This is a genomic window from Streptomyces sp. NRRL S-118 (genome assembly GCF_000716335.1).
In the GTDB taxonomy this organism is placed as follows: domain Bacteria; phylum Actinomycetota; class Actinomycetes; order Streptomycetales; family Streptomycetaceae; genus Streptomyces.
In genome coordinates this window covers 53514-78172 of sequence record NZ_KL591011.1, presented here as the reverse complement: position 1 = coordinate 78172, position 24659 = coordinate 53514, and the positions used below count along the sequence as shown (strand labels likewise).

Here is a 24659-nt window from a genome sequence, read left to right as displayed (position 1 = left end):
CCGTGCCCACCGGCACGCGCACCCCGCGGGCGCCGTCGCCGTGCGCGGTCTACAGCACCAGCGACAGGAGCAGCACCACCGCGATCCCGACGACCGAGATGATCGTCTCCATCACGGACCAGGTCTTGACGGTCTGGCCGACGCTCATGCCGAAGTACTCCTTCACCATCCAGAACCCGGCGTCGTTGACATGGCTGAAGAAGAGGGAGCCGGCCCCGATCGCCAGCACCAGCAGCGCCGCGTGCGTCGTCGACATGTCCGCGGCCAGCGGCGCGACGAGTCCGGCCGCCGAGATCGTCGCGACCGTCGCCGATCCCGTCGCGAGCCTGATGCCCACCGCGATCAGCCAGGCCAGCAGCAGTGCCGGGATGGCCCAGTTCCCGGAGAAGTCCAGGATCATCCGGCCGACGCCCACGTCGATGAGCGTCTGCTTGAAGCCGCCGCCCGCTCCCACGATCAGCAGCACGCCCGCGATGGGGGCGAGCGATGCCTCGACCGTCGAGGAGATCCGCTCCTTGCTGAAGCCCGCCGCCCGGCCCAGCGTGAAGAGGCCCACCAGCACCGCCGCCAGCAGCGCGATGAGCGGCGAGCCGACGACGTCGAAGACCCGCTGGACGTGGTTCTCCGGATCGTCGACGACGATGTCCACCAGCGCCTTGGCCAGCATCAGGACCACCGGCAGCAGGACCGTGGCGACGGTGGCGCCGAAGCCCGGCCGCCGCTCCAGGTCCTCCGACGCCCGCTGGGGGATCATGCGGTCCGGCGCCGGGATGTCCACCCACCGGGCCGCGTACCGCGAGAACAGCGGCCCGGCGATGACGACGGTGGGGATGGCGACCACCACGCCGAGCGCCAGCGTGACGCCCAGGTCCGCGCCGAGCGCGTCGATCGCGACGAGCGGGCCGGGGTGCGGCGGGATCAGCCCGTGCATCACGGACAGGCCCGCCAGCGCGGGGACACCGATCCGCATCAGCGAGTGGTTGCCCCGCTTGGCGACCAGGAGCACCACCGGTATCAGCAGCATGATGCCGACCTCGAAGAACAGCGGCAGGCCGATCACCGAGGCGATCAGCACCATCGCCCACGGCATGGCCCGCCCGCTCGCCTTCGCGAGGATCGTGTCGACGATCCGGTCCGCGCCGCCGGAATCGGCGAGCAGTTTGCCGAGGATCGCGCCGAGTGCGATGAGCACGCCCACACCCGCGACGGTGGAACCGAGTCCCTTGGTGAACGACGCGATGGTCGCGTCGAGCGGGGCGCCGGCGAAGGCTCCGAGCGCCAGCGAGCCGATGGTCAGCGCCAGGAAGGCGTGGAGCTTGAACCGGGTGATGAGCAGGACGATGACGGCGATGCCCGCCAGAACGGCGATGCCGAGGTGGGCGTTGCCCGCCGAGGTGATCGGCTCGGTGGCGTCCGCTGCCAGCGTCTCGACGCTGAGACTGGTCACAGGGGGAGTCCTCGTGGCTTCGGGGATGGGGGTGAGGGAACGGGAAGGGGGAGGGGGCGGCGCAGGCCGATCGCGGCTCCGGGAGCGAGCCCGGAGCCGGGGGCCAGGCGCCGGGAGCCAGGAGCCGGGGCCGGGATCCGCCGGCCGTCCGACCCGGACGGACCGAGGGCCGGACCGAGGGACGGGCGGAGGGCCGGACGGTCAGGCGGTGAACCGGCGCAGCGCGGTGACCGCCCGGCCGGCGATGTCCTCGGGACCGCCCGCCACGTCGACCGCGACACCGGCCTCGTCCTCGCCCAGCGGCTGCAGCGTCGCGAACTGCGAATCCAGCAGCGCGGTGGGCATGAAGTGCCCCTTGCGCGCGGCCATCCGCGCCTCGATCAGAGCCCGCTCACCGGTCAGGTGCAGGAAGACGATCCCCGGCGCGGCCGCCCGCAGCCGGTCGCGGTAGGACCGCTTCAGCGCCGAGCTGCTGACGACTCCGCCGAGGCCCTCGCGGCCGTGGGCCCACCGCCCGATCGCGTCGAGCCAGGGCCACCGGTCGGCGTCGTCCAGCGGGACGCCGGCCGTCATCTTCGCGATGTTGGCCTCGGGATGGAAGTCGTCGCCCTCGGCGTACGGCACACCGAGGCGCTCGGCGACCAGCGGCCCGACGGTGGTCTTCCCGGTGCCCGCCACGCCCATCACGACGACGACTGGGGGTTTCTGCATGGGTGCTGCGCCTCGCTGTCTTCCTCGGCATCGACTCCGGCTCGACACCGGTCGCGACGACATGCGGACGGGGTGTCGCCGCACACTGAAACCCATCGAGTACGACGTATACAAGAGGCTGTGACATAAAAGTCATACTTTTACGCCGCCGGTTACGCTGAGCACATGACGACTCAGGCCCGGGGGCTCCATACGCATGTGCTGGACACCCTGGGTCTCGCCATCACCGCGGGGGAGTACCCGCCCGGCAGCGTCCTGCGCACCGACGAGCTCGCCCAGCGCTTCGAGGTGTCCCGCACGGTCGTCCGCGAGGTCGTCCGCGTCCTGGAGTCGATGCACCTCGTCGAGTCCCGCCGCCGCGTCGGCGTGACCGTCCGGCCCACCGCGCAGTGGAACGTCTACGACCCCCAGGTCATCCGCTGGCGGCTGGCCGGCGCCGACCGCCCCCGCCAGCTGCGCTCGCTCACCGTGCTGCGCTCCGCGGTCGAGCCGGTGGCCGCCGGGCTGGCCGCCGTCCACGCCACCCCCGAGCAGTGCCGCGAGCTCACCGAGCAGGCCCTCGGGATGGTGGCCACCTCCCGCGGCCGGCAGCTCGACGCGTACCTGGTCCACGACATCGCCTTCCATCGCGTCGTGCTCAACGCCTCCGGCAACGAGATGTTCGCGCGGCTCGGCGACGTCGTCGCGGAGGTCCTCACCGGCCGCACCCACCACCACGTGATGTTCGAGGACCCCGATCCAGCCGCCGTCACCCTCCATGTCCAGGTCGCCGAGGCGGTCCGGGCGCGGGACGCGGTGCGCGCCGAGGAGCTCACCCGGCAGATCGCGGTCGGGGCCCTGCGCGAGCTCGATGTGCTCGCCCCCTGACCGGCGCCCTTAAACTGCTGAAGCCGATTAACCGGCCGGTAACCTCAAAAACACCTCAGATCCGCCCGTACGTGACATAGGCCACAGCCAAAACGGCAGCGCAGCCGTGACTATGTGCCCTGGCCTGCGTGCCACGGTGACCACCCTCATCACCTGCGTACGGCTGATACCGCACGACCCCTCACAAAGGCGACTTTCCAGATGAGTGACCGCACCATGCCTGCGGCCGACACCCTGAGCCCGGGAACCCCCGCGGCGACGGGCACCCCCCACATCGACGCCGGTGACGCCGGTTACAGCAAGGACCTCAAGTCCCGGCACGTCAACATGATCGCCATCGGCGGCGCGATCGGCACCGGCCTCTTCCTCGGTGCAGGCGGCCGCCTCGCGGGCGCGGGTCCTTCCCTCGCGATCGCGTACGCCGTCTGCGGCGTCTTCGCCTTCTTCGTCGTCCGGGCCCTCGGTGAGCTGGTGCTCTACCGTCCCTCCTCCGGTGCCTTCGTCTCCTACGCCCGTGAGTTCATGGGCGAGAAGGGCGCCTACACGGCAGGCTGGCTGTACTTCCTCAACTGGTCGACCACCGCCGTCGCCGACATCACCGCGGCCGCGACCTACGCCCACTTCTGGGCCATGTTCAGCGACATCCCGCAGTGGATCCTCGCCCTCATCGCCCTCGCCGTCGTCCTCACCGCGAACCTGATCTCGGTGAAGTACTTCGGCGAGATGGAGTTCTGGTTCGCGATCATCAAGGTCGCCGCGCTGGTGATCTTCATGTGCGTCGGCATCTTCCTGGTCGCCACCCAGCACGAGGTCGGCGGCCACACCCCGGGGCTGGCCACCATCACCGACAACGGCGGCATCTTCCCGATGGGCATGCTGCCGATGCTGATGGTCGTCCAGGGTGTCGTCTTCGCGTACGCCTCCGTCGAGCTGGTCGGCGTCGCCGCAGGTGAGACCGAGAACCCCGAGAAGATCATGCCCAAGGCGATCAACTCGATCATGTGGCGCGTGGGCCTGTTCTACGTCGGCTCGGTCGTCCTGCTCGCGCTGCTGCTGCCGTACACCTCGTACTCCGGCGACCAGAGCCCGTTCGTCACCGTGTTCGACAAGCTCGGCATCCCGGGCATGGCCGGCATCATGAACCTGGTCGTCCTCACCGCCGCCCTCTCCAGCCTGAACTCCGGCCTGTATTCCACCGGCCGCATCCTGCGCTCGATGGCCATGGCCGGCTCCGCGCCCAAGTTCACCGCCCGCATGAACAAGGGCCAGGTGCCCTACGGCGGCATCCTGCTCACCGCCGGCTTCGGCGTGCTGGGCGTCGGCCTGAACTACCTCATGCCCGGCGAGGCGTTCGAGATCGTGCTGAACCTCGCCTCCATCGGCATCCTCGGCACCTGGGGCATGATCATGCTCTGCTCGCTGCTGTTCTGGTCGCGCTCGAAGGAGGGCAAGGTCAGCCGGCCGTCGTACCAGCTGCCCTGGGCCCCGTACACGCAGATCGTGACCCTGGTGTTCCTCGCCTCCGTCCTCGGTCTGATGTGGTGGGGCGGCGGCGTCGGCCGGACCACCGTGAACTTCGTGCCGCTCATCGCGGCGCTGCTGGTCGGCGGCTGGTTCCTGGTCCGCAAGCGCGTCCTGTCGCTCACCGAGGCCGGTACGCGGGACTGACGCGACCCCCGCGGGCACGCCGGACCGGCGCGCCCCCTGGCGTACGCCGGACCGTACGACCGACACGGAACCCCCGCCGGACACCCCGTCCGGCGGGGGTTCCCCGTGACGTGCCCGGTACCCGGCCCCCGGTCGCCGGGTCACTCGCCGCCCGTGAACCCCGGCACCTCATCGGGCAGCACCACGAAGGGCCGCTCCATGCCCGCGTCCGCGTGCTCCAGCACGGTGCAGCGGTACGCGAACCGCCCGTACGCCCCCGCGAACCGGCCCCTCACCCGCACCATCTCGCCCCCGGCCACCCGGAACACGTCCTTCCAGCCCTGCTCGCCGGGCGGCACGGGGATCCGCCGGCCCCCGTCGTACGCCACCGGCGCCCGTGTCCCGCCCAGCGCCGGATCGAACCCGTCCACCGCGTACGCCTCCCGCCCGGCGACCCGGCAGTCCGCGAGGGGGATGTGCACCGGGCACAGCGGCGCGCCCAGGTTCAGCAGGGACCACTCCTCGTCCGTGCCCTCCCGCACCGCGAAGCCGGGCCCGTCACCGGCCCGGCGGGCCGTGCGCCGGTAGGTGCGCACCGCCCCGTCCGGCCCGCGGACCTGGACCACCCCAGGCGCCGGCGGCCGGGCCCGCGCGTCGTCGAGCTCCTCCATCTCCCAGAGCTCCGGACGGCCGCCCCCGCCCGCCGTCGTGGGCGGCGTCAGCACGACCAGCCGCCGCCGGAACCCCCGGTCCTCCGGCTCCGACCGCCGGCAGGACCGGGACAGCACCGCCGGCAGCGCGAAGGCGTCGGTCCCCTCGCCCCGTGCCACCCGGAACTCCATGACCTGCGGGTACGGCACGTCCCATGCCGCGTCCGGCACGCCCGGCGCCTGCCCCGCCGCCTTGTTGACCAGCCGCACGCGGCGCCCCGCCAGCGCCCGGAAGTCCAGCAGCAGGTCGAGCCGCTCGGCCGGCGCGATCGTCAGCGGCGCGCCGAACCCGAAGTCCACCGGCACCGGCCGCGGCAGCAGCCCGCCGTCACCGCCGATGAGGTGCACGACCCCGGGCACCGGATTGTCCTCGTCGTCGACGAGGACGAGGTCGTACACGCGCGCGTTCGAGGCGTTCACCATCCGGAAGCGGTACCAGCCGTCCACCACGTCCAGATACGGCCAGATCGTCCCGTTGACCGTCGTGTACGGCCCCAGGAACGGCAGCGTCACAGGACGGCCCGTCTCCGGGTGCTCGCGGGTCACGAGCGTCGTCTTGTGGAGGAGCCGCCCGCTGAGCCGGCCGCCGGCCGCTTCGTCCTCCCGGTCCAGGTTCCGGTCGGCCAGGATCAGCGGCACCTCGCGCTCCCCGGACGGCAGCCCGAGGGCGTCCTCCTCGTCGTCCCGCACCAGGTAGGTGCCGACGAGGCCCGCGTACGCGTTCCACCGCGAGATGCCCCGGGCGTGGTCGCGGTACCACCACTGCACGGCCCGGTGGTCGTTCGGGTACTCCGCCCGCTGCGTACAGCCGTACTCCACGGCGTCGTCCGGCCGGATGTCGTCGCCGCCGCCCGCCGGGGCACCGTGCAGGCCCGTCACCGACCGGGCCGGCAGCGCCGCCACGTCCCCGTCCGGCTCCGCGCCCTGCCGCCCGGGCCGGTTGTGCGGATCGGCCTGCCCCGGCACCCGTTCCACCGCCACGGCGGTGACCGGGTGCGGGCTGCCGGGCGGGATGCGGTTGGTCCAGTCGACCCGGACGCGCTGCCCTCGCCGCACCTCGATCGTCGGGCCCGGCACGCTGCCCCCGTACCCCCACATCAGCGTCGGCGGCAGCTGCGAGTGCATCCGCACCCACGTCGGCCGCAGCGCGATCCCGATCACCTGCCGCTCGTCCCGGCCCGGCCGGATCACGGGCGGCACGGTCAGCGGATCGGTGTAGGGGACCAGCTCGCCGTCCGTGCCGGCGGCGCTGCCCGACACGGCCGCGACGATCCTCGCGGCGATGTCCTCGATGGCATCGTTCATGTTTCCCCCGTGACGCAGTGACGACCCCGCGTCAGTGAGGACAGGTCCCCGCGCCGAGCAGTTGCCGGTCCCGCCTCATCCGGCCGAAACCTTTCCGTCGTCGCCGGGCAGCGGCGCGAGCGCCAGGCCGCTGGCGAACCGCCGTCCGGCGCCGGTGAACGGGTCGGTGAACTCCAGTGACCGGGCGAGGAGTTGGAGCGGACGGGCGTAGTCCTCCGGGCCGTCCTCCCGCACCACCGGATACAGCGGGTCGTGCAGGATCGGTATGCCCAGCCGGTTCAGGTGGACCCTCAGCTGATGGGTCTGGCCGGTCGCCGGCACCAGCCGGTACCGGCCGAGCCCGCCCCGGTGCTCGATCAGCTCGATACGGCTCTCGCTGTTCGGCTCGCCCGGCTCCTCGCGGGCCGCCAGGACCCCCCGCTCCTTCACGATCCGGCTGCGTACGGTGACGGGCAGCGCGAGGCCGGGGTCGTACGGGGCCACCGCCTCGTACTCCTTGCGCACCCGCCGGTCCCGGAACAGTGCCTGGTAGGCGCCCCGGTCCTCCGGCCGTACGACGAACAGCGCCAGCCCCGCCGTCAGCCGGTCCAGCCGGTGCGCGGGCTGGAGCGCGGGCAGCCGGAGATCACGCCGCAGCCGCGCCAGCGCGGTCTCGGTCACGTGCCGCCCCCGCGGTGTGGTGGCCAGGAAGTGGGGCTTGTCGGCGATCACGATCCGCTCGTCGCGGTACACGATCCCGACCTCGAACGGCACCCGCTCCTCGGGCGGGAGGTCCCGGTGGAACCACAGGTGGCGCCCCGCCGTGTACGGTTCGTCCGCACGGACGGCGGCCCCGTCCGCCCCGACGAACCGGCCCTCCGCGAGCATCGCCTCCACCCGCCCGGCGCCGATGGCCCCCGCGTACCGCGCGAGCAGGTGGTCCCGCACGGTCGGCCACGCCCCGGCGGGGTCGGCTGGCAGCCGCAGCCGCACCGGATCGACCCCCGCGACCTGCGGCAACGGCGCCGCGGGCACCTTCGTTCTCCGTCTCACGGCCCCACGGTAAACCGTCGCGCCCGCACGCCCGCCGCCCGCGGGCTCAGCGGAGCCACCCGCGCCCGCCGCCGCCCGCGGTTACAGGGGGATCGACCCGCGCCCGCCCGCGGGTTCAGCGGAGCCGCACGGTCACCTCACCGGTGCCCCGTGCCGAGCCGCCGCCGACCACCCGCAACCGGAACGGCCGGTCCGTGCCCCTCGCGCGGACCCGCAGCTCCGCCCCCCGACCGCGCCCGGCAGCGCCTCCACCGCTCTCCTCCTCGACGGCGGTCAGCCGCCGCCCGCCGGCGTCCAGGAACGTGAGCCCCCAGGGCCCGTCCCGGTCGAGGCGGACGGTGAGCGGCCCGCTGGTCAGCTCGGGACGGAACCCTCGCGCCGCGTCCGGGCCGCGGGAGGTACAGCACGGCGGCGGCGACTTGGGCCTTCCCGGCGTGGTGGGTGGTGCGGACGCCGATGACGCCCTCGGCGGGGGAGAAGCACTCCACCGTCAGCAGCGGCGGGTTGAGGGTGTGCCCCCGGTGCTCCACGCGCCGCACGGCCGCGTACGCGGTGAAGTGGTCGTCGCTGACGTGCAGGTCGCGCACTTCGGTGGCGTACGAGACCCGGACGCCGTCGCGCAGCAGCCGGAAGCCGTCGGTCAACCTCATGGGGCTCCCAGGGAGAGGTGGGTGTCCAGGACCGCGGCGATGCGGTCCCGGGCGGCACGGTCGCGCTCGAGGGGCGGGTACTCCTCACCTTCGCCGGCCCCCCACGCGGTGGCGACGGCGACCGGGTCCTCGCCGGCGGCCGCGCCCGCGGCGAGGGCGGCGGCGCCGAGGGCCACGAGCTCGGTGGTACGGGGCACGACGACGGCCCGCCCGGAGAGCCGCCGCACCGTCGCCTGCCATGCGCGCCCCCGGGCACCGCCCCCGATGAGCCGCAGGGGCGCCTCCGGAACGGCACCGGGCAGCGCGTCGAGCGCGCGCAGCAGCGTGAACGCCGCGCCTTCGTACGCCGCGCCCAGGAGCTGCTGCGGCGTGGTGGCGTGCCGCAGCCCGGTGAGCAGCCCGGCGGCACGCGGCAGGTCGGGGGTGCGCTCCCCGTCGAGGTAGGGCAGCAGGACGGCCTCGCCGCCGGGCACGGCGTCCTCACGGTCGAGGCCCAGCAGCCCGGCCACCTTGTCGACGGCGAGCGTGCAGTTGAGGGTGCACCCCAGCGGCAGGTACGTCCCGGCGCCGTCGGTGGCGGCGAAGCCGGCGAGCGCGGCCGTGGCCGGGCGGGTGCCGGTGGCCGCGAACACCGTGCCGGACGTGCCCAGCGAGACAACCGGATGGCCGAGGAGCCCCTGACGGCCGAGCCCGAGGCCCACGGCCGCGGCCATGTTGTCGCCGGTGCCGGCGGCGACGGGGATGCCCTCCGGGAGGCCGAGCTCCTTCGCCGCCGCCGCGGTCAGCCGCCCCGCGCACGCCGCCCCGCCCGGGGCGACGTCGGGGAGCAGGGAGCCGTCCAGCTCCAGCAGCTCCAGCAGGAACGGGTCGTACGCGCCGGTCGCCGTGTTGTACCAGCAGGTGCCGGAGGCGTCGCCGGGGTCGGTCGCGGCCACGCCGCTCAGCCGCTCGGTGAGGAAGTCGTGGGGGAGGCGCACGGCCGCGGCCGCCTCGGCCGCACGCGGCTCGTTCTCCCGCAGCCACCGCCACTTGGCGGCCGTCATGGACGCCACCGGTACGGAGCCGGTGCGCTCCAGCCACCCCTGCGGCCCGAGCTCGGCGGTGAGGGCGGCGGCCTGGGGCGCGGAGCGCGTGTCGTTCCACAGCAGCGCCGGGCGCAGCGCGTGTCCGGTCCCGTCCAGCACCACCAGCCCGTGCTGCTGCGCGGCGACCGCGATGCCGGTGACGGCGCGGGGGTCGACCCCTTCCAGTGCGCGGGTGACCGCGTCCACGAGGGCCTGCCACCACAGCTCCGGGTCGCTCTCCCGGGCCCCGTCCCTCCCGGTGACGACGTGCGCGGCCCGCCCGACGGCGAGGACCCGGCCGGAGGCGGCGTCGACGAGGGCCGCCTTGGTGGACTGTGTGGAGCTGTCCACACCGATCACGTAGCTGAGTCGGTCCATTTTTTGATCGTACTCAAAACAAATCGGTCCACGGAAGACAGGCAAGCGTGTCCGTCTTGCCTTCGCCTCCACGTCCTCCTATTAATAATCTGAGCAAACAAATCAGCGACGAGGGGCACCACCATGCCGGAGCGCTTCACCCCCACCCCCGAGGACAGGTTCACGTTCGGCCTCTGGACCGTCGGCTGGCGAGGCGTCGACCCCTTCGGCACCGCCACCCGCCCGCCGCTCGACCCGGTCGAGTCGGTGGAGCGCCTGGCCGCCCTGGGCGCGTACGGAGTGACCTTCCACGACGACGACCTGATCCCCTTCGGGGCCTCCGGCGCCGAGCGCGAGGCCGCCGTCAAGCGGTTCCGCGACGCGCTGGACCGCACTGGCCTGAAGGTCCCGATGGCCACGACGAACCTCTTCACGCACCCGGTCTTCAAGGACGGCGCGTTCACCGCCAACGACCGCGACGTCCGCCGCTACGCGCTGCGCAAGACGATCCGCACCATCGACCTCGCCGCCGAACTCGGCGCGGAGGTGTACGTCGCGTGGGGCGGCCGCGAAGGGGCGGAGTCCGGTGCGGCGAAGGACGTCCGCGCCGCCCTCGACCGCATGAAGGAAGCCTTCGACCTGCTCGGCCAGTACGTCACCGAGCAGCGCTACGACCTGCGCTTCGCCATCGAGCCCAAGCCCAACGAACCCCGCGGCGACATCCTCCTGCCCACCATCGGGCACGCCCTCGCCTTCATCGAGCGCCTGGAGCGCCCCCACCTGGTCGGCGTCAACCCGGAGGTCGGCCACGAGCAGATGGCCGGCCTCAACTTCCCGCACGGCATCGCACAGGCGCTGTGGGCGGGCAAGCTCTTCCACATCGACCTCAACGGCCAGTCCGGCATCAAGTACGACCAGGACCTCCGCTTCGGCGCGGGCGACCTGCGCCAGGCCTTCTGGCTGGTCGACCTGCTGGAGAGCGCCGGCTACGCGGGCCCGCGCCACTTCGACTTCAAGCCGGTGCGCACGGACGGCTTCGACGGCGTCTGGGAGTCGGCGAAGAACTGCATGCGCAACTACCTCGTCCTCAAGTCCCGCGCCGCGGCCTTCCGCGCCGACCCCGAGGTCCAGGAGGCTCTGGCGGCCTCCCGCCTCCCCGACCTCTCCCGCCCCACCGCCGACGACGGTCTCGCCGCCCTCCTGTCCGACCCCTCCGCCCACGAGTCCTTCGACCCCACGGCGGTGGCCGCCCGCTCCATGGCCTTCGAACGCCTCGACCAGCTGGCCTGGAACCACCTCCTCGCCGCCCACTAGCCGTGCCGCCGGTCACCGGCGTGTGCGGGGGCCCGGGATTCGGCGGCGTACGCGCACGCGCTCCGGACGAGGCCCGGGGCCGTCTCCCGGATCAGGCCGGACCGGGGAGCGGCAGCCCCGGGCGAAGCTCCGGGACGGGGAAGCGTACGGATGCGGGGCGGGCGAGGGGAGCCGGCCCCGGCCGCAGAGGCGGACGACGCCACTTCGCGGAAGAGTCCCTATCCGGCGCGCACCACGTGGGCCGCCGGGTCCGCGATCACGTCCCGCACCACCGCCGCCGCGGCCCCCCGCGCCGCGTCCCCCGAGGACGACGCACCGCGCAGCCGACCGCACCCGTCGGGCCACAGGCCCGATACGACGCGGGCGGTCAGCTCGCGGTCCGCCGCCGCGCCGAGCCACGGCATCAGCCCCCGGTAGATCCCGCCCAGCACCACCGCGTCCGGATCCAGCAGGTTCACCGCCCCCGACACCACCAGCCCGAGCATCCGCCCGGCCCGTTCGAGCGCCGCCACCGTCCGGACGTCCCCCGCGAGGGCCCGCCGCTCCAGCTCCGCCACACCCGGCATACCCGCCGACCCGTCGAGGCCCGCGCCGCGCAGCAGCGCCGTCTGGCCCGCGTACTGCTCCAGGCAGCCCCGCGAACCGCACCGGCACTCCGGCCCCTCCGCGTCCACCACCACGTGCCCGATCTCGCCCGCGAACCCGTGGGCCCCGCGCAGCAGCTCCCCGTCGACGACGATCGCGCCGCCCACGCCGATCTCGCCCGACAGGTACAGGAAGCTGCGCACCCGCCCCGGCCCGCCGAACCACAGCTCGGCCAGGGCGGCGGCGTTGGCCTCGTTGTCCGACCCGACCGGCAGCGCCCGCCCGCCGGGCAGCAGCCCGCTCAGCGCCTGCCCGAACAGCTCCTCCGCCGGGACCCGGTTCCAGCCGAGGTTCGGCGCCTGGCGGACACGGCCGCCCGACACCAGCCCCGGCAGCGCCAGCCGGACCCCCACCGGCTCCAGCCGCTGCTCCGCCGCCGACCCCAGTGTCCGCGCGGCGATCCGCGCCGCCCGTTCCAGCACCTCGCCGGGCGGTGTGCCGCGGTGGTCGAGGTGCTCGGTCAGCCGTACCCGGTCCGTTCCCGCGAGGTCCACCACGCACACCGACACGTAGTCGACGTTGATCTCCACGCCGAGCCCGGCCGGCCCGGTGCGCGCCACCCGCAGCGCGGTGCCCGGCCGCCCCGCGTGCCCGCTGAAGGTCTTGCCCGACTCCGTGAGGAAGCCGCTCACCAGCAACTGCTCGACCAGCGACGACACCGCGGCCCGGGTCAGCCCCACCCGCGCCGCCACCGCCGCCCGGGTCGCCTCGCCCTCGTCGTGCACGGCCCGCAGCACCAGGCTCAGGTTGTGCCGCCGCACGGTGGCCTTGTCGGCCTTGGGCTCCAGCGGATCCAGAGTGTCGTTCATCGTGCGGCCGAGCCTATGCGACGTGCGCGCACACGAAGGAGCGGGCCCGGCCACCGGCCGAACCCGCTCTTCTCTGTGTCCGAGGGGGGACTTGAACCCCCACGCCCGATAAAGGGCACTAGCACCTCAAGCTAGCGCGTCTGCCATTCCGCCACCCGGACAAGGTGTCTGTCTCGCGGCCCGTGGCCGTTCCGACGTGGAAAACCATAGCAAACATTCGAGGTGCCCGATCACGCCCCCGCCCCCACCCCGGGAGGGGGCAGGATGAAAGGACCCAGCAGCAGCTACGCGGGAGGAACGAGCGTGAGCGAGTCGAGCACGGCGCGAGCAGCAGGTGTCACGGCGGGCGAGGACGAGGTCACCGACCTCTGCCGCGACCTCATCCGGATCGACACCAGCAACTACGGCGACCACTCGGGCCCCGGTGAGCGGGCCGCCGCCGAGTACGTCGCCGAGAAGCTGGCCGAGGTCGGACTGGAACCGAGGATCATCGAGTCGCACAAGGGCCGCGCCTCCACGGTGGCGCGGATCGAGGGGGAGGACCCGTCCCGGCCCGCCCTGCTGATCCACGGCCACACCGACGTCGTGCCCGCCAACGCCGAGGACTGGACGCACCACCCCTTCTCGGGCGAGATCGCCGACGGCTGCGTCTGGGGTCGCGGCGCGGTCGACATGAAGGACATGGACGCGATGACCCTGGCGGTCGTGCGGGACAGGCTGCGCAGTGGCCGCAAGCCCCCGCGCGACATCGTGCTGGCCTTCCTCGCCGACGAGGAGGCCGGCGGCACGTACGGCGCGCGCCACCTGGTCGACAAGCACCCGGATCTCTTCGAGGGCGTGACGGAGGCGATCGGCGAGGTCGGCGGCTTCTCCTTCACCGTCAACGAGAACCTGCGCCTGTACCTGGTCGAGACCGCCCAGAAGGGCATGCACTGGATGCGGCTCACCGTGGAGGGCACGGCCGGGCACGGCTCGATGACCAACTCCGGCAACGCGATCACCGAGCTGTGCGAGGCGGTCGGACGGCTCGGCCGGCACACCTGGCCGGTGCGGGTCACCAAGACCGTGCGGTCCTTCCTGGACGAGCTGTCCGACGCGCTGGGCACCCCCCTGGACCCGGAGGACATGGAGGCGACCCTCGCCAAGCTGGGCGGCATCGCCAAGATGATCGGCGCCACCCTGCGCAACTCCGCCGCCCCGACCATGCTCGGCGCCGGCTACAAGGTCAACGTCATCCCGGGCCAGGCCACCGCCCACGTCGACGGGCGCTTCCTGCCGGGGTACGAGGAGGAGTTCCTGGCCGACCTCGACCGGATCCTCGGCCCGCGCGTACGGCGCGAGGACGTGCACGCCGACAAGGCGCTGGAGACCAGCTTCGACGGGGACCTGGTGGACGCCATGCAGTCCGCGCTGCAGGCGGAGGACCCGATCGCCCGGGCCGTGCCGTACATGCTCTCCGGCGGCACGGACGCCAAGTCCTTCGACGATCTCGGCATCCGTTGCTTCGGCTTCGCGCCGCTGCAACTGCCGCCGGAGCTGGACTTCGCCGGGATGTTCCACGGCGTGGACGAGCGGGTGCCGGTGGAGGGCCTCAAGTTCGGGGTCCGGGTCCTGGACCGCTTCATCGACGCGAGCTGACGAGCGGGCGCCGACCGGGGCGGAGGGCACGGAGGGCGCCGTTCCGCCCGAGCCGGCCGCCCGGCGGGGCGATTAGTCGGCTGAAACGAAACTCCCAATAATCGACCGCCTGTGCACATGCGACCGAAAAGGGTGAACGCGGTCATCACGACGTAGCCCCCTTAATTCCCTCTCGTTACAGGTGGTGCGGTCCGAGGCTGGGATCGCATTGCCAACAAGGAGGAATAATGATCAAGAAGGTCGTCGCTGTTGCGGCCGCCACCGGTGGTCTGGTCCTGGCCGGCGCGGGCATGGCCGTCGCCGACGCGGGCGCGCAGGGTGCTGCCGTGGGCTCCCCGGGTGTCATTTCGGGCAATGTGGTTCAGGTTCCCGTCCACATCCCGGTCAACGTGTGCGGTAACACGATCAACGTCGTCGGCCTGCTGAACCCGGCCTTCGGCAACACCTGCATCAACGGCTGACGTTTCGCGTCGCCCCGTGAGGGTGTGAGCCCGGTCGGCCCCGGAGAGCGCAGGACGTGCTCCGGGGCCGGTAAGCATTACGCCTCCGCGCGCTGTGCCCGGGGGTATTCCGGAGCCTGGAAGGCAGGGAATCTAGCTATGCGACAGGTCACGCGAAAAGGCCTGACCATCATGGCGGCCGCGGGCGGGGTACTCGCTCTCGGCGGCGGGTACGCACAGGCGCACAATGGCGCCGGCGCCCACGGAGCCGCGTCGAATTCCCCGGGCGTCGCGTCCGGGAATTCGGTTCAGGTGCCGGTGAGCGTGCCGGTGAACGCGTGCGGCAACTCCGTGAACGTCGTGGGGGCGCTCAACCCCGCGTTCGGGAACAAGTGCGCCAACGAGTCGAGCGGCGCCAAGGCGAGCGGTGCGACCAGCAGCTCGCCGGGTGTCGCGTCCGGCAACAACGTCCAGGCGCCGGTGAGCGTGCCGGTCAACGCCTGTGGCAACAGTGTCGACGTCGGCGGGGCATTGAACCCGACCTTCGGCAACGGCTGTGCCAACGGTCACGGGAAGGCGCCGGGCAACCCCGGTAACCCGGGCAACCCTGGTAACCCCGGAAACCCGGGCAACCCGGGTAACCCCGGAAACCCCGGTAACCCCGGAAACCCGGGCAACCCCGGTGAGCCCGGCAAGCCGGGACAGCCGGCCAACCCCGAGCAGCCCGGTCCGATCGAGCCCAACAAGCCCAACAAGCCGAACGAGCCCGGCGTGCACACGGGCACCCCGCCGCAGGCGGAGGAGGAGCTGGCGCAGACCGGTGCCTCCGCGCTCGGCATGCTGGTCCCGGCGAGTGCGGGTCTGCTCCTCGGCGGGGCGGTCCTCTACCGCCGCGCTCGGCAGGCCTCTTAGTCGCTGTCCGTAGTCACGGATCCACGCACGACGACGGAGCGGGCCCCGCAGCCGCGGGGCCCGCTCCCTGCTGTGTGCCACCTCACCACGTGGCGCGTACCTGACGAATGATGCGCCGGCGCAACCGCACTCTGCGGCTGCCGTCCCGGAGCAGGCTCAGTCGGTCCAACTCCCAGTGTCCGTACTCGGCATGGTCGGTCAGCAGACGGGTCGCCTCCTTGCGGGAGACCCCGCGAGGTACGTACACGTCGACAAATTCGTATTCCGGCATCGCATCTATTGTGCGGGCAGAGCCCTGGTACGGATAGCGTCTGCACTATGTCTGATGCTGCGCAGCCCACCGCTGCCGAGGTACGCGCCGCCGCCGAGGCGGTCAAAGCCGCACTGGACCGCCACCTGGAGGCGGTCGAGAACCGCACAGGCGATGACGACCCGGCCGTCTACGCCGCGTTCAACGAGCTCGCCGCCGCGGCAGAGGCGTACGACGAGCGTCTCTACGACCGCTACGACGAGGTCACGCCCTTCGAGATCCCGGGTGTGGAGGACTCACTGCCGCCCTACGAGGGCCCGGACGAGCCGAGCGCGCTGAGCGTGCTCATCCGCCGCGACTACGCGGTGGCGGAGCCGCTGCGCCTCCTCGCCCAGGCCCAGCGCATCGCGGACCTGGACGAGGGGGAGGACCGCACGGGAGCGGCCGCGGTGGTCGGGACGAGCGTGCACGCGGCGCTCGGCGTGCTCTTCGGCGAGTACGAACCGGACGAGATCGCGTCGCGGCACAAGGAGTTCGGCCTGGAGGAGGGCGACTCCACCCTCTGGGTCGCGGCGGCGGACGAGCTGCCGGAACCCGGCGAGTGGCTGAGCACGCCGTTCGACCAGGCGGATCCGAGCCGGGTGGTCTGCCGCTTCGACGTGAGCGCCGTCTTCGACGAGGACGAGCTCCACGGCGACCCGGACGACACCCTCCCCGGCGCCTCCTGACCTACGGACCGTGGCGCGGCGGCGCGGCCCCGGGGCGCGCCGCCGCGACATCCGCCCGCAGGCCCGGGGCTACTCCTCCGGCGTGGCCAGGAGGGACTCCAGCAGAGCCCGCAGACGGGTCGTGCGGGGCGGGGGCGGGATCTCCGCGACGGCGTGGGGGAGCGCCTGGTCCACGCCGTGCACCACCGAGAGATGGCGCTCGGCGCGGCTGAAGGCGGTGTAGACCCAGGCGCGGTGCAGGCCCTGCGCCGCGTCGCCCGGCAGGACCACCACCGCCGCCGGCCAGCGCATGCCGGCCGCCTGGTGGGCCGTGAGCGCCCAGCCGTGGCGGACCATCGACTCGACCCGCTCCTTCGGCACGACGACCCGCTCGCCCTCGCAGTCGAGGTGCAGCCCCTGGGCGTCGGCCGAGACCACCGTGCCCGGGACCGTACGTCCCGGCGCAGGGGCGTACGCGACGCGGTCACCCGGGTCGAAGCCGCCGAAGCGCCCCGGCCCCGGGTTGAGCCGCTGCTTCAGCGCCGCGTTCAGCGCCCGCGTCCCCGCCGAGCCGCCGTGGCCGACCGTGATCACCTGGGTCTGCTCGGCCGGCACCCCGATCGCCCGCGGCACCGAGTCCGCCACCAGCTGCACCGTGCGGTGCACCGCCTCGCCCGCGTCCCGGACGGGAACGATCACGACCTCCTTGCCGGGGGCCTCCACCTGGTTCAGCTCGCCGATCCCGATGCCGGAGACCAGCTCGCCGAGGGGACCCGGATCCGGGACGCGGGAGGCGATGTGCGGGCAGGCCCGCGCCGCCAGGACGTCCGCGAACACCCGCCCCGCGCCGGCCGACCACAGCACCCCCGGATCGCCGCTCAGCACCAGGCGGCAGCCGTCCGGCAGCGACTCGACCAGCATCGCGGCCGACTCCACGTCCAGCTGCGGGGCGTCCAGCACGACCAGCAGGTCCAGCGCCAGCGCACCCTCCTCGTCCCGGCCCGGCCCGTCAGCGCCGGAGAGCAGACCTGCGACCGTCACCGCGTCCACGGCCGCGTCCGCGCCCAGTCTGCGCCGGCCGTTCTCCGTGTACGTGGCCACCGCTGCCCGCAGCCCCAGCCCGCGCGCCGCCGCGGCCAGGGCGAGCGGCTCCGCCCGGGACGCCTCACCGCCCGTGTGCGCGACCAGGCCGTGCTCGGCGACCGCGCGGGTGAGCGCCGTCGGCTCGGCAGCCTCCCAGCGGGAGTCCGGTCCGGACCTGGCCAGCCGGGCGAGGCCGTCGGCGAGGCTCTCCTCGGCCAGCGCGTACCGGTCGAGCCCCAGCAGGACCGGGACCGGGTCCGCGGACGCCTCCTCGGTCTCCTCCTCGGGCTCCCGGCCCGGCTCGTCGTCCGGTCCGTCGTGGAAGACCAGCACGGTGCCCTCGGCGATGGCGTGCTGCACCGCCTCGTCCGGCTCCGGTACCGCCTGCCCGGCGAGCGACGCGCGCACGGCCGCCGCCTCCAGCGCCGTGTGACCCTCCAGGGCCGCGCGCTGGAGCAGCCGGCCGATGAGCGCGGTCGTCCGGCGCTCGTCGCCGGGCCCGCACTCGGGGCCGAGCAGCGCCCGCGCGAAGCCGTCCGCCTGCTCGGGCCGTACGCCCGGGACCTCCAGCAGCCGCCACGGGTCCGCACGCAGGGCGTCAGCCGCCTGCTCGCCGAGTTCCGTCGCCACCGGCACGGCGAGCGCCTCGGGAGCGCCGCCCTCGGCCAGCACCGCCCGCACGGCCGCCACCGTCTCCGCGCCGGCCGTCCGCGGCGCGGGCGCGGACACGGGGACCGCCGGGCGCGGGGGCGCGGTCGGCGCGGGAGCGGGGCGCCGGGGCGCGGGCGCGGGGGAGTCCGGGAACGCCGTACCGGGCTTCGCTCCGCTCTCCACGGCCCGGACCGCCGCGAGCAGGTCCGCCGCCTTGCCGCTGAGCTTGGCACCCGCTTCGATGGGGCCGCCCTGCTCGGCCTTGCGCTGCTCGATGCGCGCGCGCAGCGCACGCTGCGCCGCCAGCTCGGCCTCGGCCTCCGAGAGGCCCTGGCCCTGTCCTTCCGGGCCTTCCCCGGGCCCCTCCGCGGACTGCTCGGCGGACTGTTCCGTGGACTGCTCGATGGATTCCTCTTCGGGATCCTCCGCGGCCGTCTCCCCGGCGCCACCGCCCTCGCCCGCGTCCTCCGCCTCGGCGGAGCCGCCCGGCTCGGCCGGCACGCCCGGCCCGGGCTCGTCGGCGGTCGGGTCGTCGGAGGAGGAACCGGGGGCGGCCCCCCGGGGAAGCGCGGTCACAGCGTGCTCCAGTCCTGATCGGGATAGCGGTGCACCGGGGCCGACACATCGTCCAGCGCCCGGCGGATCTCGTCAGGAAGACTAAGGCTCTCCACTGACAGTGCCGCCGCGAGCTGCTGCGCGTTGCGGGCGCCCACGATCGGGGCCACCACCCCCGGCCGGTCCCGTACCCAGGCCAGCGCCACCTGAAGCGGGGTCGTCGCCAGCCCGTCCGCCGCCGTGGTCACCGCGTCCACGATCCGGGTCCCCGCCTCGTCCAGGTACGGCTCCACGAACGGGGCCAGCTGCTCCGACGCGCCCCGCGAGTCGGCCGGCGTGGCGTGCCGGTACTTGCCCGTGAGCACACCCCGCCCCAGGGGGGACGACGGGAGAAGGCCCACCCCGAGGTCCAGCGCGGCCGGCAGGACCTCGCGCTCCACGCCCCGCTGCAGCAGCGAGTACTCCATCTGCGTGCTGGCCAGCCGCGCCCGGATCCCGCCGGGCGCCAGCTGCCAGGTCGCCGCCTTCGCCAGCTGCCAGCCGCAGAAGTTGGACACGCCCACGTACCGGGCACGCCCGCTGCTGACCGCGATGTCGAGCGCCTGGAGCGTCTCCTCCAGCGGTGTCCCGGGGTCGTAGGCGTGGAGCTGCCACAGGTCGACGTAGTCCGTGCCGAGCCGGGCCAGCGACGCGTCGAGCGCCGCGAGCAGATGGCCGCGCGACCCGTCGAACCGCCGGTCCGGGTCCGGGACGCTGCCCGCCTTCGTCGCGATGACCAGGTCGCGGCGCGGCACGAGCCGCTCCACGAGCTGCCCGAGCAGATACTCCGCCTCGCCGCCCCCGTACACGTCGGCGGTGTCGATGAGGGTCCCGCCCGCTTCCCAGAACACCTTCAACTGGTCCGCGGCGTCGTGCTCGTCGGTGTCCCGCCCCCACGTGAGGGTGCCGAGCCCGATACGGGACACACGCAGGCCCGTACGGCCGAGATGCCTCTGCTCCATGGTCGCGAGATTACTGGCCAAGGGCCCACGCGCAGAGACCCCTGTGGACAACTCCGCCCGCTCCGTCCGGCCTCGCCCTCTGCCGCGGCGCAGCCCCGCGCGCTAGAGTCCCGGGCAAGAACGTTACTGATGGGTAAATGAGTGAGGGGACCGGTATGCGGCTCGGCATCAACCTCGGTTACTGGGGCGCCGGCATGGACGGCGACAATCTCGCCGTCGCCCAGGAGGCGGACCGCCTCGGCTACGACGTGTGCTGGGCCGCCGAGGCGTACGGCTCCGACGCGCCGACCGTCCTGGCCTGGGTCGCCGCCCAGACCGAGAACATCGACATCGGTTCAGCGATCATGCAGATCCCGGCCCGTCAGCCGGCCATGACCGCGATGACGGCGGCCACCCTGGACACACTGTCCGGCGGCCGGTTCCGCCTCGGCCTCGGCGTCTCCGGACCGCAGGTCTCCGAGGGCTGGTACGGCGTGAAGTTCGACAAGCCGCTCTCCCGCACCCGCGAGTACGTCGAGATCGTCCGCAAGGCCATGGCCCGCGAGCGCCTGACCCACGAGGGCGAGCACTGGACGCTCCCGCTGCCCGGCGGCCCCGGCAAGCCCATCAAGCTGACGGTCCACCCGCAGCGCGAGCACATCCCGCTCTACATCGCCGCCATCGGTCCCAAGAACCTGGAGCAGACGGGCGAGATCGCCGACGGCGCCCTGCTGATCTTCCCGTCCGCCGAGCACCTGGAGGACACCGCCCTTCGGCACCTGCGGGCCGGACGGGAGAAGGCGGGCCTCACGATGGAGGGGTTCGACGTCGTCCCCACCGTCCCGCTGGCCCTCGGTGACGACATCGCCGCCCTCGCCGACACCTTCCGCCCGTACACCGCCCTGTACGTGGGCGGCATGGGCAGCCGCAAGCAGAACTTCTACAACCAGCTCGCCCAGCGCATGGGGTACGAGAAGGAAGCCGCCGAGATCCAGGAGAAGTACCTCTCGGGCGACAAGGCGGGTGCGGCCGCCGCGGTCCCGCAGCAGCTGATCGACCAGACCACGCTGCTCGGCTCGGTGGAGCGCATCGCCGACCGGATGCAGGCGTACGCCGCCGCCGGCGTCACCACCCTCACCCTCGCGCCCGCGGGCTTCACGCTCGACGAGCGGATCGCCGCACTGCGGGCGGGCACCGAGGCCCTGGAGCGCGCGGGCCTGGTGGACTGAGCCAACGCGCCCGGCCCCCGCGCCCGGGCAAGTCTGCGGCCGTGGTGGGGGCTCGGGGTCATCCCCGCCACGGCCGTCACGCGGTACAACGCGCCACCGGCCCCCTCGGTTACTCCCCGGCGGCGCCGAGCTCGCACCGCCTCCGCCGCCCCGGTGCCCACGAAAGGCCGCGCCCACGGCGTTCGCCCGGCGTGACTCCTCCTTTCGGGGGAGTCGTCCGGACGTCGTGTTGCCACACCCTCCCTGCCGCATTTGACTCGTCCTTTGCGGAAGTGCGGTCAAACGGTCGCCCGCCTGCATGGAGGTGCAGTGATGCTCTCGGCCCGAAGCCTGTTCCAGGAGATCATCGACAACGACGACTCCTTCCAGTTGTTCTGTTCCATCGCCGCCAGCGGCGAAGCCCAGGGCGGCTGGGAGAACGCCAGGATCGCCGCCCTCGTCCCCGAGAGCATGCGCGAGCTCGCCCCCAAGATCACCCGGCACGGAGCCGACGAGGACAAGCACGGCCGCATCTTCAACGCCCTGCTCAAGAAGCGCGGGCTCGAACCGGTCCCCGTCCCCCCGGAGACCGACTACACGATGCTGCTGGAACGGCGCGGCATCGGCCTGACCCACGACAAGCTCCGCCGCGACGAGCCGCTGACCGAGCACGACATCGTCGTGTACCTCTCGCACAGCCGCGTCACGGAACAGCGCGCCGCCGACCAGATGGACATGCTCGTCAAGCACTTCGCCGACCACCCCGAGGTCGGCAGGGCCATCAAGATGATCTGCAACGACGAGGACAACCACCTGGCCTACTGCCACGAGGAGCTCCTCCGCCTCGCGCGCGCCGGACACGGCCGCACCATCCAGCGCACACTGCGCGAGAGCGCCCTCGCGGAGATCGAGGTCTACCGCGACGTCAGCCTCGCCGTCATGGACCACATGGGTCGCATCCTGCGCTGGCCGCGCCCCAAGCGGGCGGCGCTCGCCCTGGGCATCCGGGGCATGTACGCCTTCGAACGGCTCGGCGGCTGGCGGCGCATGGTCGACCTCAGGATGCCGCAGCGGCGCAACGCGCTCGGCGGACCCGCCGAACCCGCCCCGGTCTTCTGACCCCCGTGGCCGGCCCCGCCCGGAGCCGGCCCCTCAGAGCCAGCCCCTGCTCTTGAAGAGCCGGTACAGCCCGGCACAGGCGACGGCCATCACCACGATCACCGCCGGGTAGCCGAGGGCCCACCCCAGCTCCGGCATGTGCTCGAAGTTCATGCCGTAGATGCCCGCCACCATCGTCGGCACCGCGGCCATCGCCGCCCACGCCGAGATCTTGCGCATGTCGTCGTTCTGCCGCACACCCATCTGCGCGAGGTGCGCCGACAGGATGTCCGACAGCAGCCGGTCCAGCCCCTCCACCTGCTCGGTCGCGCGGGTCAGATGGTCGCTGACGTCGCGGAAGAACGGCTGCGCGCGCTCGTTGACGAACGGAACCCCCGCCCCCGCGAGCCGGGTCATGGGTGCGGCCAGCGGACCGGTGGCCCGGCGGAACTCCAGCACCTGCCGCTTGAAGGTGTAGATCCGCGACGCCGTGTTCTTGGCGTCGCCGCCCGTCGGCTGGAAGACCTCCGTCTCCATCTCCTCCAGGTCGACCTGAAGCTCGGCGGCCACCTCTATGTAGTGGTCGACCACGGCGTCGCTGATCGCGTACAGCACGGACGTCGGCCCGTGCCTGAGCACCTCCGGCTCCGCCTCCAGCCGCTTGCGCACGGCCCCCAGCGGGGCCCCCTCGCCGTGCCGGACCGTCACCACGAACGAGTCGCCCATGAACACCATCAGCTCGCCGGTGGAGACCGTGTCGCTCTCCGGCTCGTACACCACCGGCTTGAGGACCATGAAGAGCGAGTCGTCGTACACCTCCAGCTTCGGCCGCTGGTGCGCCTTGAGCGCGTCCTCCACGGCCAGCGGGTGGAGTGCGAACTCCTCGGCGACGTGATCGAACTCACCCTCCGTCGGCTCGTGCAGCCCGATCCACAGGAACGCGTCACCGCCCGACGCGCGCGCGTACTCCAAGGCGTCGGAGAAGTCGGAGGGCCCGTCGCTGCGGTGCCCGTCCCGGTAGATGGCACAGTCCACGATCACGCCGCGCATCCTTCCCCGGCCCCGGCCTCCTTGCACCCGTGCGGGCGGCCCGGCCTCCGCCCGGACCGATCCGCCGGCCAGGGCCTACGCTGGCAGGCATGGCCACGCTGATCCTCGTACGGCACGGACGCTCGACCGCCAATACCGCCGGGGTGCTCGCCGGGTGGACGCCCGGGGTCGCCCTCGACGAGCGCGGCGCCGCGCAGGCCGCCGCGCTGCCCGGGCGGCTGGCCGGCGTACCCATCGCGGTCGCCGTCACCAGCCCGCTGCAGCGGTGCCTGGAGACGCTGCGGCCGCTCCTCGACGCCCGCCCCGAGCTGCCGGTGCACACCGACGAGCGGATCGGCGAGTGCCGGTACGGCGACTGGTCGGGCCGCAAGCTCGCCGAGCTCGCCGACGAGCCGCTGATGGACGTCGTCCAGCAGCACCCGTCGGCCGCGGCCTTCCCCGGCGGCGAGTCGATGCGTGCCATGCAGGCGCGTGCCGTCGACGCCGTACGGGAGTGGAACGCACGCGTGGAGGCGGACCACGGGGAGGACGCCGTCTACGTGATGTGCTCGCACGGCGACATCATCAAGTCCGTCGTGGCCGATGCCCTCGGCATGCATCTCGATCTTTTCCAGCGGATCCATGTGGATCCTTGTTCCGTGACCGTGGTCCGTTACACCCGGCTGCGGCCGTTTCTCGTGCGGCTCGGCGACACCGGCGACTTCGGCGCGCTGGTGCCGCGCGAGGAGACCCGCGGAGGGGCGGCGGAGGTGGGGGGCGGCGCGGGAGCACCGTGATCGCTCCGCACAGTAGGGTGGACGACGCCGCAGCGCCGCGGAAGCTCACCACTCAAGGACGCAAGGGAGAGGGAACGTGTCCCGTCAGGTGTTCCTCTACGACCCACCGGAGCGCTTCGTGGCCGGCACGGTCGGGCTGCCTGGGCGCCGTACGTTCTTCCTGCAGGCGTCCGCCGGCGGGCGGGTCACCAGCGTCGCCCTGGAGAAGACACAGGTGGCGGCGCTCGCCGAGCGGATCGACGAGCTGCTCGACGAAGTGGTCCGGCGCACCGGCGGCAACGCCCCCGTCCCGGCCGTCGCGCCTCCCGACACGGCCGACACCGCGCCCCTGGACGCGCCCATCGAGGAGGAGTTCCGGGTCGGCACGATGGCGCTGGCCTGGGACGGCGAGAACCAGCGCATGATCGTCGAGGCCCAGGCGCTCGTCGAACTCGACGCGGACACCGAGGAGGACCTCGCCGAGGCCGAGGAGCGGCTTCTGCAGGACGAGGAGAACGGCCCGCCGATGCTCCGCGTCCGGCTCACCGGGGCGCAGGCCAGAGCCTTTGCCAAGCGGGCGCTCGACGTCGTCAACGCCGGCCGCCCACCGTGCCCGCTGTGCAGCCTGCCGCTCGATCCGGAAGGACACGTATGCCCGCGTCAGAACGGATACCGCCGGGGAGCCTGACGATGCCGGATCGGCTCGGCCTGCTCACCCGGGGCGAACTGACCGTGCGCGGCCAGGTCCGCGAGGCGTCCAACGCGGTCCTGCTG

General features: G+C 73.2%; 21 protein-coding genes, 1 tRNA gene and 2 pseudogenes. 12 read left to right on the top strand and 12 right to left on the bottom strand.

Annotated features, from left to right (window positions below):
• Positions 1-49: 49 nt before the first annotated feature.
• Both IH00_RS0120015 and IH00_RS0120010 read right to left on the bottom strand, forming a co-directional pair.
• Positions 50-1447: a GntP family permease gene (locus IH00_RS0120015; RefSeq protein ID WP_031075476.1), complete on the bottom strand. Its 1398-nt coding sequence runs from the start codon at positions 1445-1447 to the stop codon at positions 50-52.
• Between the two features lie 201 nt (positions 1448-1648).
• On the bottom strand, positions 1649-2158 hold the full coding sequence (locus tag IH00_RS0120010) for a gluconokinase (RefSeq protein ID WP_031075474.1): 510 nt from the start codon (positions 2156-2158) through the stop codon (positions 1649-1651).
• Positions 2159-2323: 165 nt separating this feature from the next.
• Here IH00_RS0120010 and IH00_RS0120005 point away from each other — a divergent pair, with 165 nt between their 5' ends.
• Both IH00_RS0120005 and IH00_RS0120000 read left to right on the top strand, forming a co-directional pair.
• A complete protein-coding gene (locus IH00_RS0120005) occupies positions 2324-3025 on the top strand; it encodes a FadR/GntR family transcriptional regulator (RefSeq protein WP_031075473.1) in 702 nt (233 codons plus the stop codon).
• Between the two features lie 201 nt (positions 3026-3226).
• Complete coding sequence (locus IH00_RS0120000) at positions 3227-4693, top strand: amino acid permease (RefSeq protein ID WP_031075470.1); 1467 nt, start codon at positions 3227-3229, stop codon at positions 4691-4693.
• Positions 4694-4833: 140 nt separating this feature from the next.
• Here IH00_RS0120000 and IH00_RS0119995 read toward each other — a convergent pair whose 3' ends face one another.
• The 4 genes and pseudogenes from IH00_RS0119995 to xylB form a co-directional block, all read right to left on the bottom strand.
• The gene (locus IH00_RS0119995) at positions 4834-6687 is read right to left on the bottom strand and encodes a multicopper oxidase domain-containing protein (protein WP_052411515.1); all 1854 of its coding nucleotides are present in this window, start codon (positions 6685-6687) and stop codon (positions 4834-4836) included.
• A 75-nt stretch (positions 6688-6762) separates the two neighbouring features.
• The gene (locus IH00_RS0119990) at positions 6763-7719 is read right to left on the bottom strand and encodes a pseudouridine synthase (protein WP_039947230.1); all 957 of its coding nucleotides are present in this window, start codon (positions 7717-7719) and stop codon (positions 6763-6765) included.
• A gap of 262 nt (positions 7720-7981) precedes the next feature.
• Positions 7982-8369 (bottom strand): annotated as a pseudogene (locus tag IH00_RS45460) (alpha-xylosidase); the annotation flags it as partial.
• Positions 8366-9811, bottom strand: coding sequence for a xylulokinase (xylB, locus tag IH00_RS0119985; protein WP_031075464.1), 1446 nt, complete (start codon positions 9809-9811; stop codon positions 8366-8368). The pseudogene IH00_RS45460 and the gene xylB, both read right to left, overlap by 4 nt.
• 123 nt (positions 9812-9934) lie before the next feature.
• Here xylB and xylA point away from each other — a divergent pair, with 123 nt between their 5' ends.
• Complete coding sequence (gene xylA / locus IH00_RS0119980) at positions 9935-11104, top strand: xylose isomerase (protein ID WP_031075462.1); 1170 nt, start codon at positions 9935-9937, stop codon at positions 11102-11104.
• 218 nt (positions 11105-11322) lie between these two features.
• On the opposite strand, the gene IH00_RS0119975 is transcribed toward xylA, so the two are convergent.
• Together IH00_RS0119975 and IH00_RS0119970 are read right to left on the bottom strand one after the other, a co-directional pair.
• The gene (locus tag IH00_RS0119975; RefSeq protein ID WP_031075460.1) at positions 11323-12558 is read right to left on the bottom strand and encodes an ROK family protein; all 1236 of its coding nucleotides are present in this window, start codon (positions 12556-12558) and stop codon (positions 11323-11325) included.
• A 76-nt stretch (positions 12559-12634) separates the two neighbouring features.
• Positions 12635-12719: transfer RNA gene (locus IH00_RS0119970), tRNA-Leu, on the bottom strand.
• A 142-nt stretch (positions 12720-12861) separates the two neighbouring features.
• Here IH00_RS0119970 and IH00_RS0119965 point away from each other — a divergent pair.
• The 3 genes from IH00_RS0119965 (at position 12862) to IH00_RS43400 (ending at position 15548) form a co-directional block, all read left to right on the top strand.
• Positions 12862-14196, top strand: coding sequence for a M20/M25/M40 family metallo-hydrolase (locus IH00_RS0119965; protein WP_031075458.1), 1335 nt, complete (start codon positions 12862-12864; stop codon positions 14194-14196).
• Positions 14197-14423: 227 nt separating this feature from the next.
• Positions 14424-14657, top strand: a complete 234-nt coding sequence (gene chpH / locus IH00_RS0119960) for a chaplin ChpH (protein ID WP_031075457.1) — start codon at positions 14424-14426, stop codon at positions 14655-14657.
• Between the two features lie 138 nt (positions 14658-14795).
• Positions 14796-15548 carry a chaplin gene (locus IH00_RS43400; protein WP_031075455.1) on the top strand — a complete coding sequence of 251 codons (753 nt, stop codon included), beginning with the start codon at positions 14796-14798 and terminating at the stop codon, positions 15546-15548.
• 82 nt (positions 15549-15630) lie between these two features.
• Here the strand turns inward: IH00_RS43400 and IH00_RS40370 are convergent, their stop codons facing one another.
• A complete protein-coding gene (locus tag IH00_RS40370) occupies positions 15631-15819 on the bottom strand; it encodes a DUF5703 family protein (RefSeq protein ID WP_014671721.1) in 189 nt (62 codons plus the stop codon).
• A 47-nt stretch (positions 15820-15866) separates the two neighbouring features.
• Here IH00_RS40370 and IH00_RS0119950 point away from each other — a divergent pair, with 47 nt between their 5' ends.
• Positions 15867-16526, top strand: a complete 660-nt coding sequence (locus IH00_RS0119950; protein ID WP_031075453.1) for a hypothetical protein — start codon at positions 15867-15869, stop codon at positions 16524-16526.
• A gap of 69 nt (positions 16527-16595) precedes the next feature.
• Here IH00_RS0119950 and IH00_RS0119945 read toward each other — a convergent pair whose 3' ends face one another.
• Together IH00_RS0119945 and IH00_RS0119940 are read right to left on the bottom strand one after the other, a co-directional pair.
• Complete coding sequence (locus tag IH00_RS0119945) at positions 16596-18815, bottom strand: helix-hairpin-helix domain-containing protein (RefSeq protein WP_031075451.1); 2220 nt, start codon at positions 18813-18815, stop codon at positions 16596-16598.
• Positions 18812-19795 (bottom strand): aldo/keto reductase, encoded by a 984-nt coding sequence (locus IH00_RS0119940; RefSeq protein WP_039947227.1) that lies wholly within the window; start codon positions 19793-19795, stop codon positions 18812-18814. The genes IH00_RS0119945 and IH00_RS0119940 overlap by 4 nt, the downstream gene beginning before the upstream one ends.
• A 155-nt stretch (positions 19796-19950) precedes the next feature.
• Between IH00_RS0119940 and IH00_RS0119935 the strand changes: the two genes are divergently transcribed.
• Complete coding sequence (locus tag IH00_RS0119935; RefSeq protein WP_031075447.1) at positions 19951-21003, top strand: LLM class F420-dependent oxidoreductase; 1053 nt, start codon at positions 19951-19953, stop codon at positions 21001-21003.
• Positions 21004-21315: 312 nt separating this feature from the next.
• A complete protein-coding gene (locus IH00_RS0119930; RefSeq protein WP_031075446.1) occupies positions 21316-22101 on the top strand; it encodes a ferritin-like domain-containing protein in 786 nt (261 codons plus the stop codon).
• A 33-nt stretch (positions 22102-22134) separates the two neighbouring features.
• Here the strand turns inward: IH00_RS0119930 and corA are convergent, their stop codons facing one another.
• A complete protein-coding gene (gene corA, locus IH00_RS0119925) occupies positions 22135-23130 on the bottom strand; it encodes a magnesium/cobalt transporter CorA (RefSeq protein ID WP_031075444.1) in 996 nt (331 codons plus the stop codon).
• 89 nt (positions 23131-23219) lie between these two features.
• Here corA and IH00_RS0119920 point away from each other — a divergent pair, with 89 nt between their 5' ends.
• From IH00_RS0119920 to IH00_RS44165, 3 genes and pseudogenes are all read left to right on the top strand, one after another.
• Positions 23220-23906: a histidine phosphatase family protein gene (locus tag IH00_RS0119920; protein ID WP_031075443.1), complete on the top strand. Its 687-nt coding sequence runs from the start codon at positions 23220-23222 to the stop codon at positions 23904-23906.
• A gap of 76 nt (positions 23907-23982) precedes the next feature.
• Positions 23983-24573, top strand: coding sequence for a DUF3090 domain-containing protein (locus IH00_RS0119915; RefSeq protein ID WP_031075440.1), 591 nt, complete (start codon positions 23983-23985; stop codon positions 24571-24573).
• Positions 24537-24659, top strand: a pseudogene (locus IH00_RS44165) (phosphatidylinositol kinase); the annotation flags it as partial. The gene IH00_RS0119915 and the pseudogene IH00_RS44165, both read left to right, overlap by 37 nt.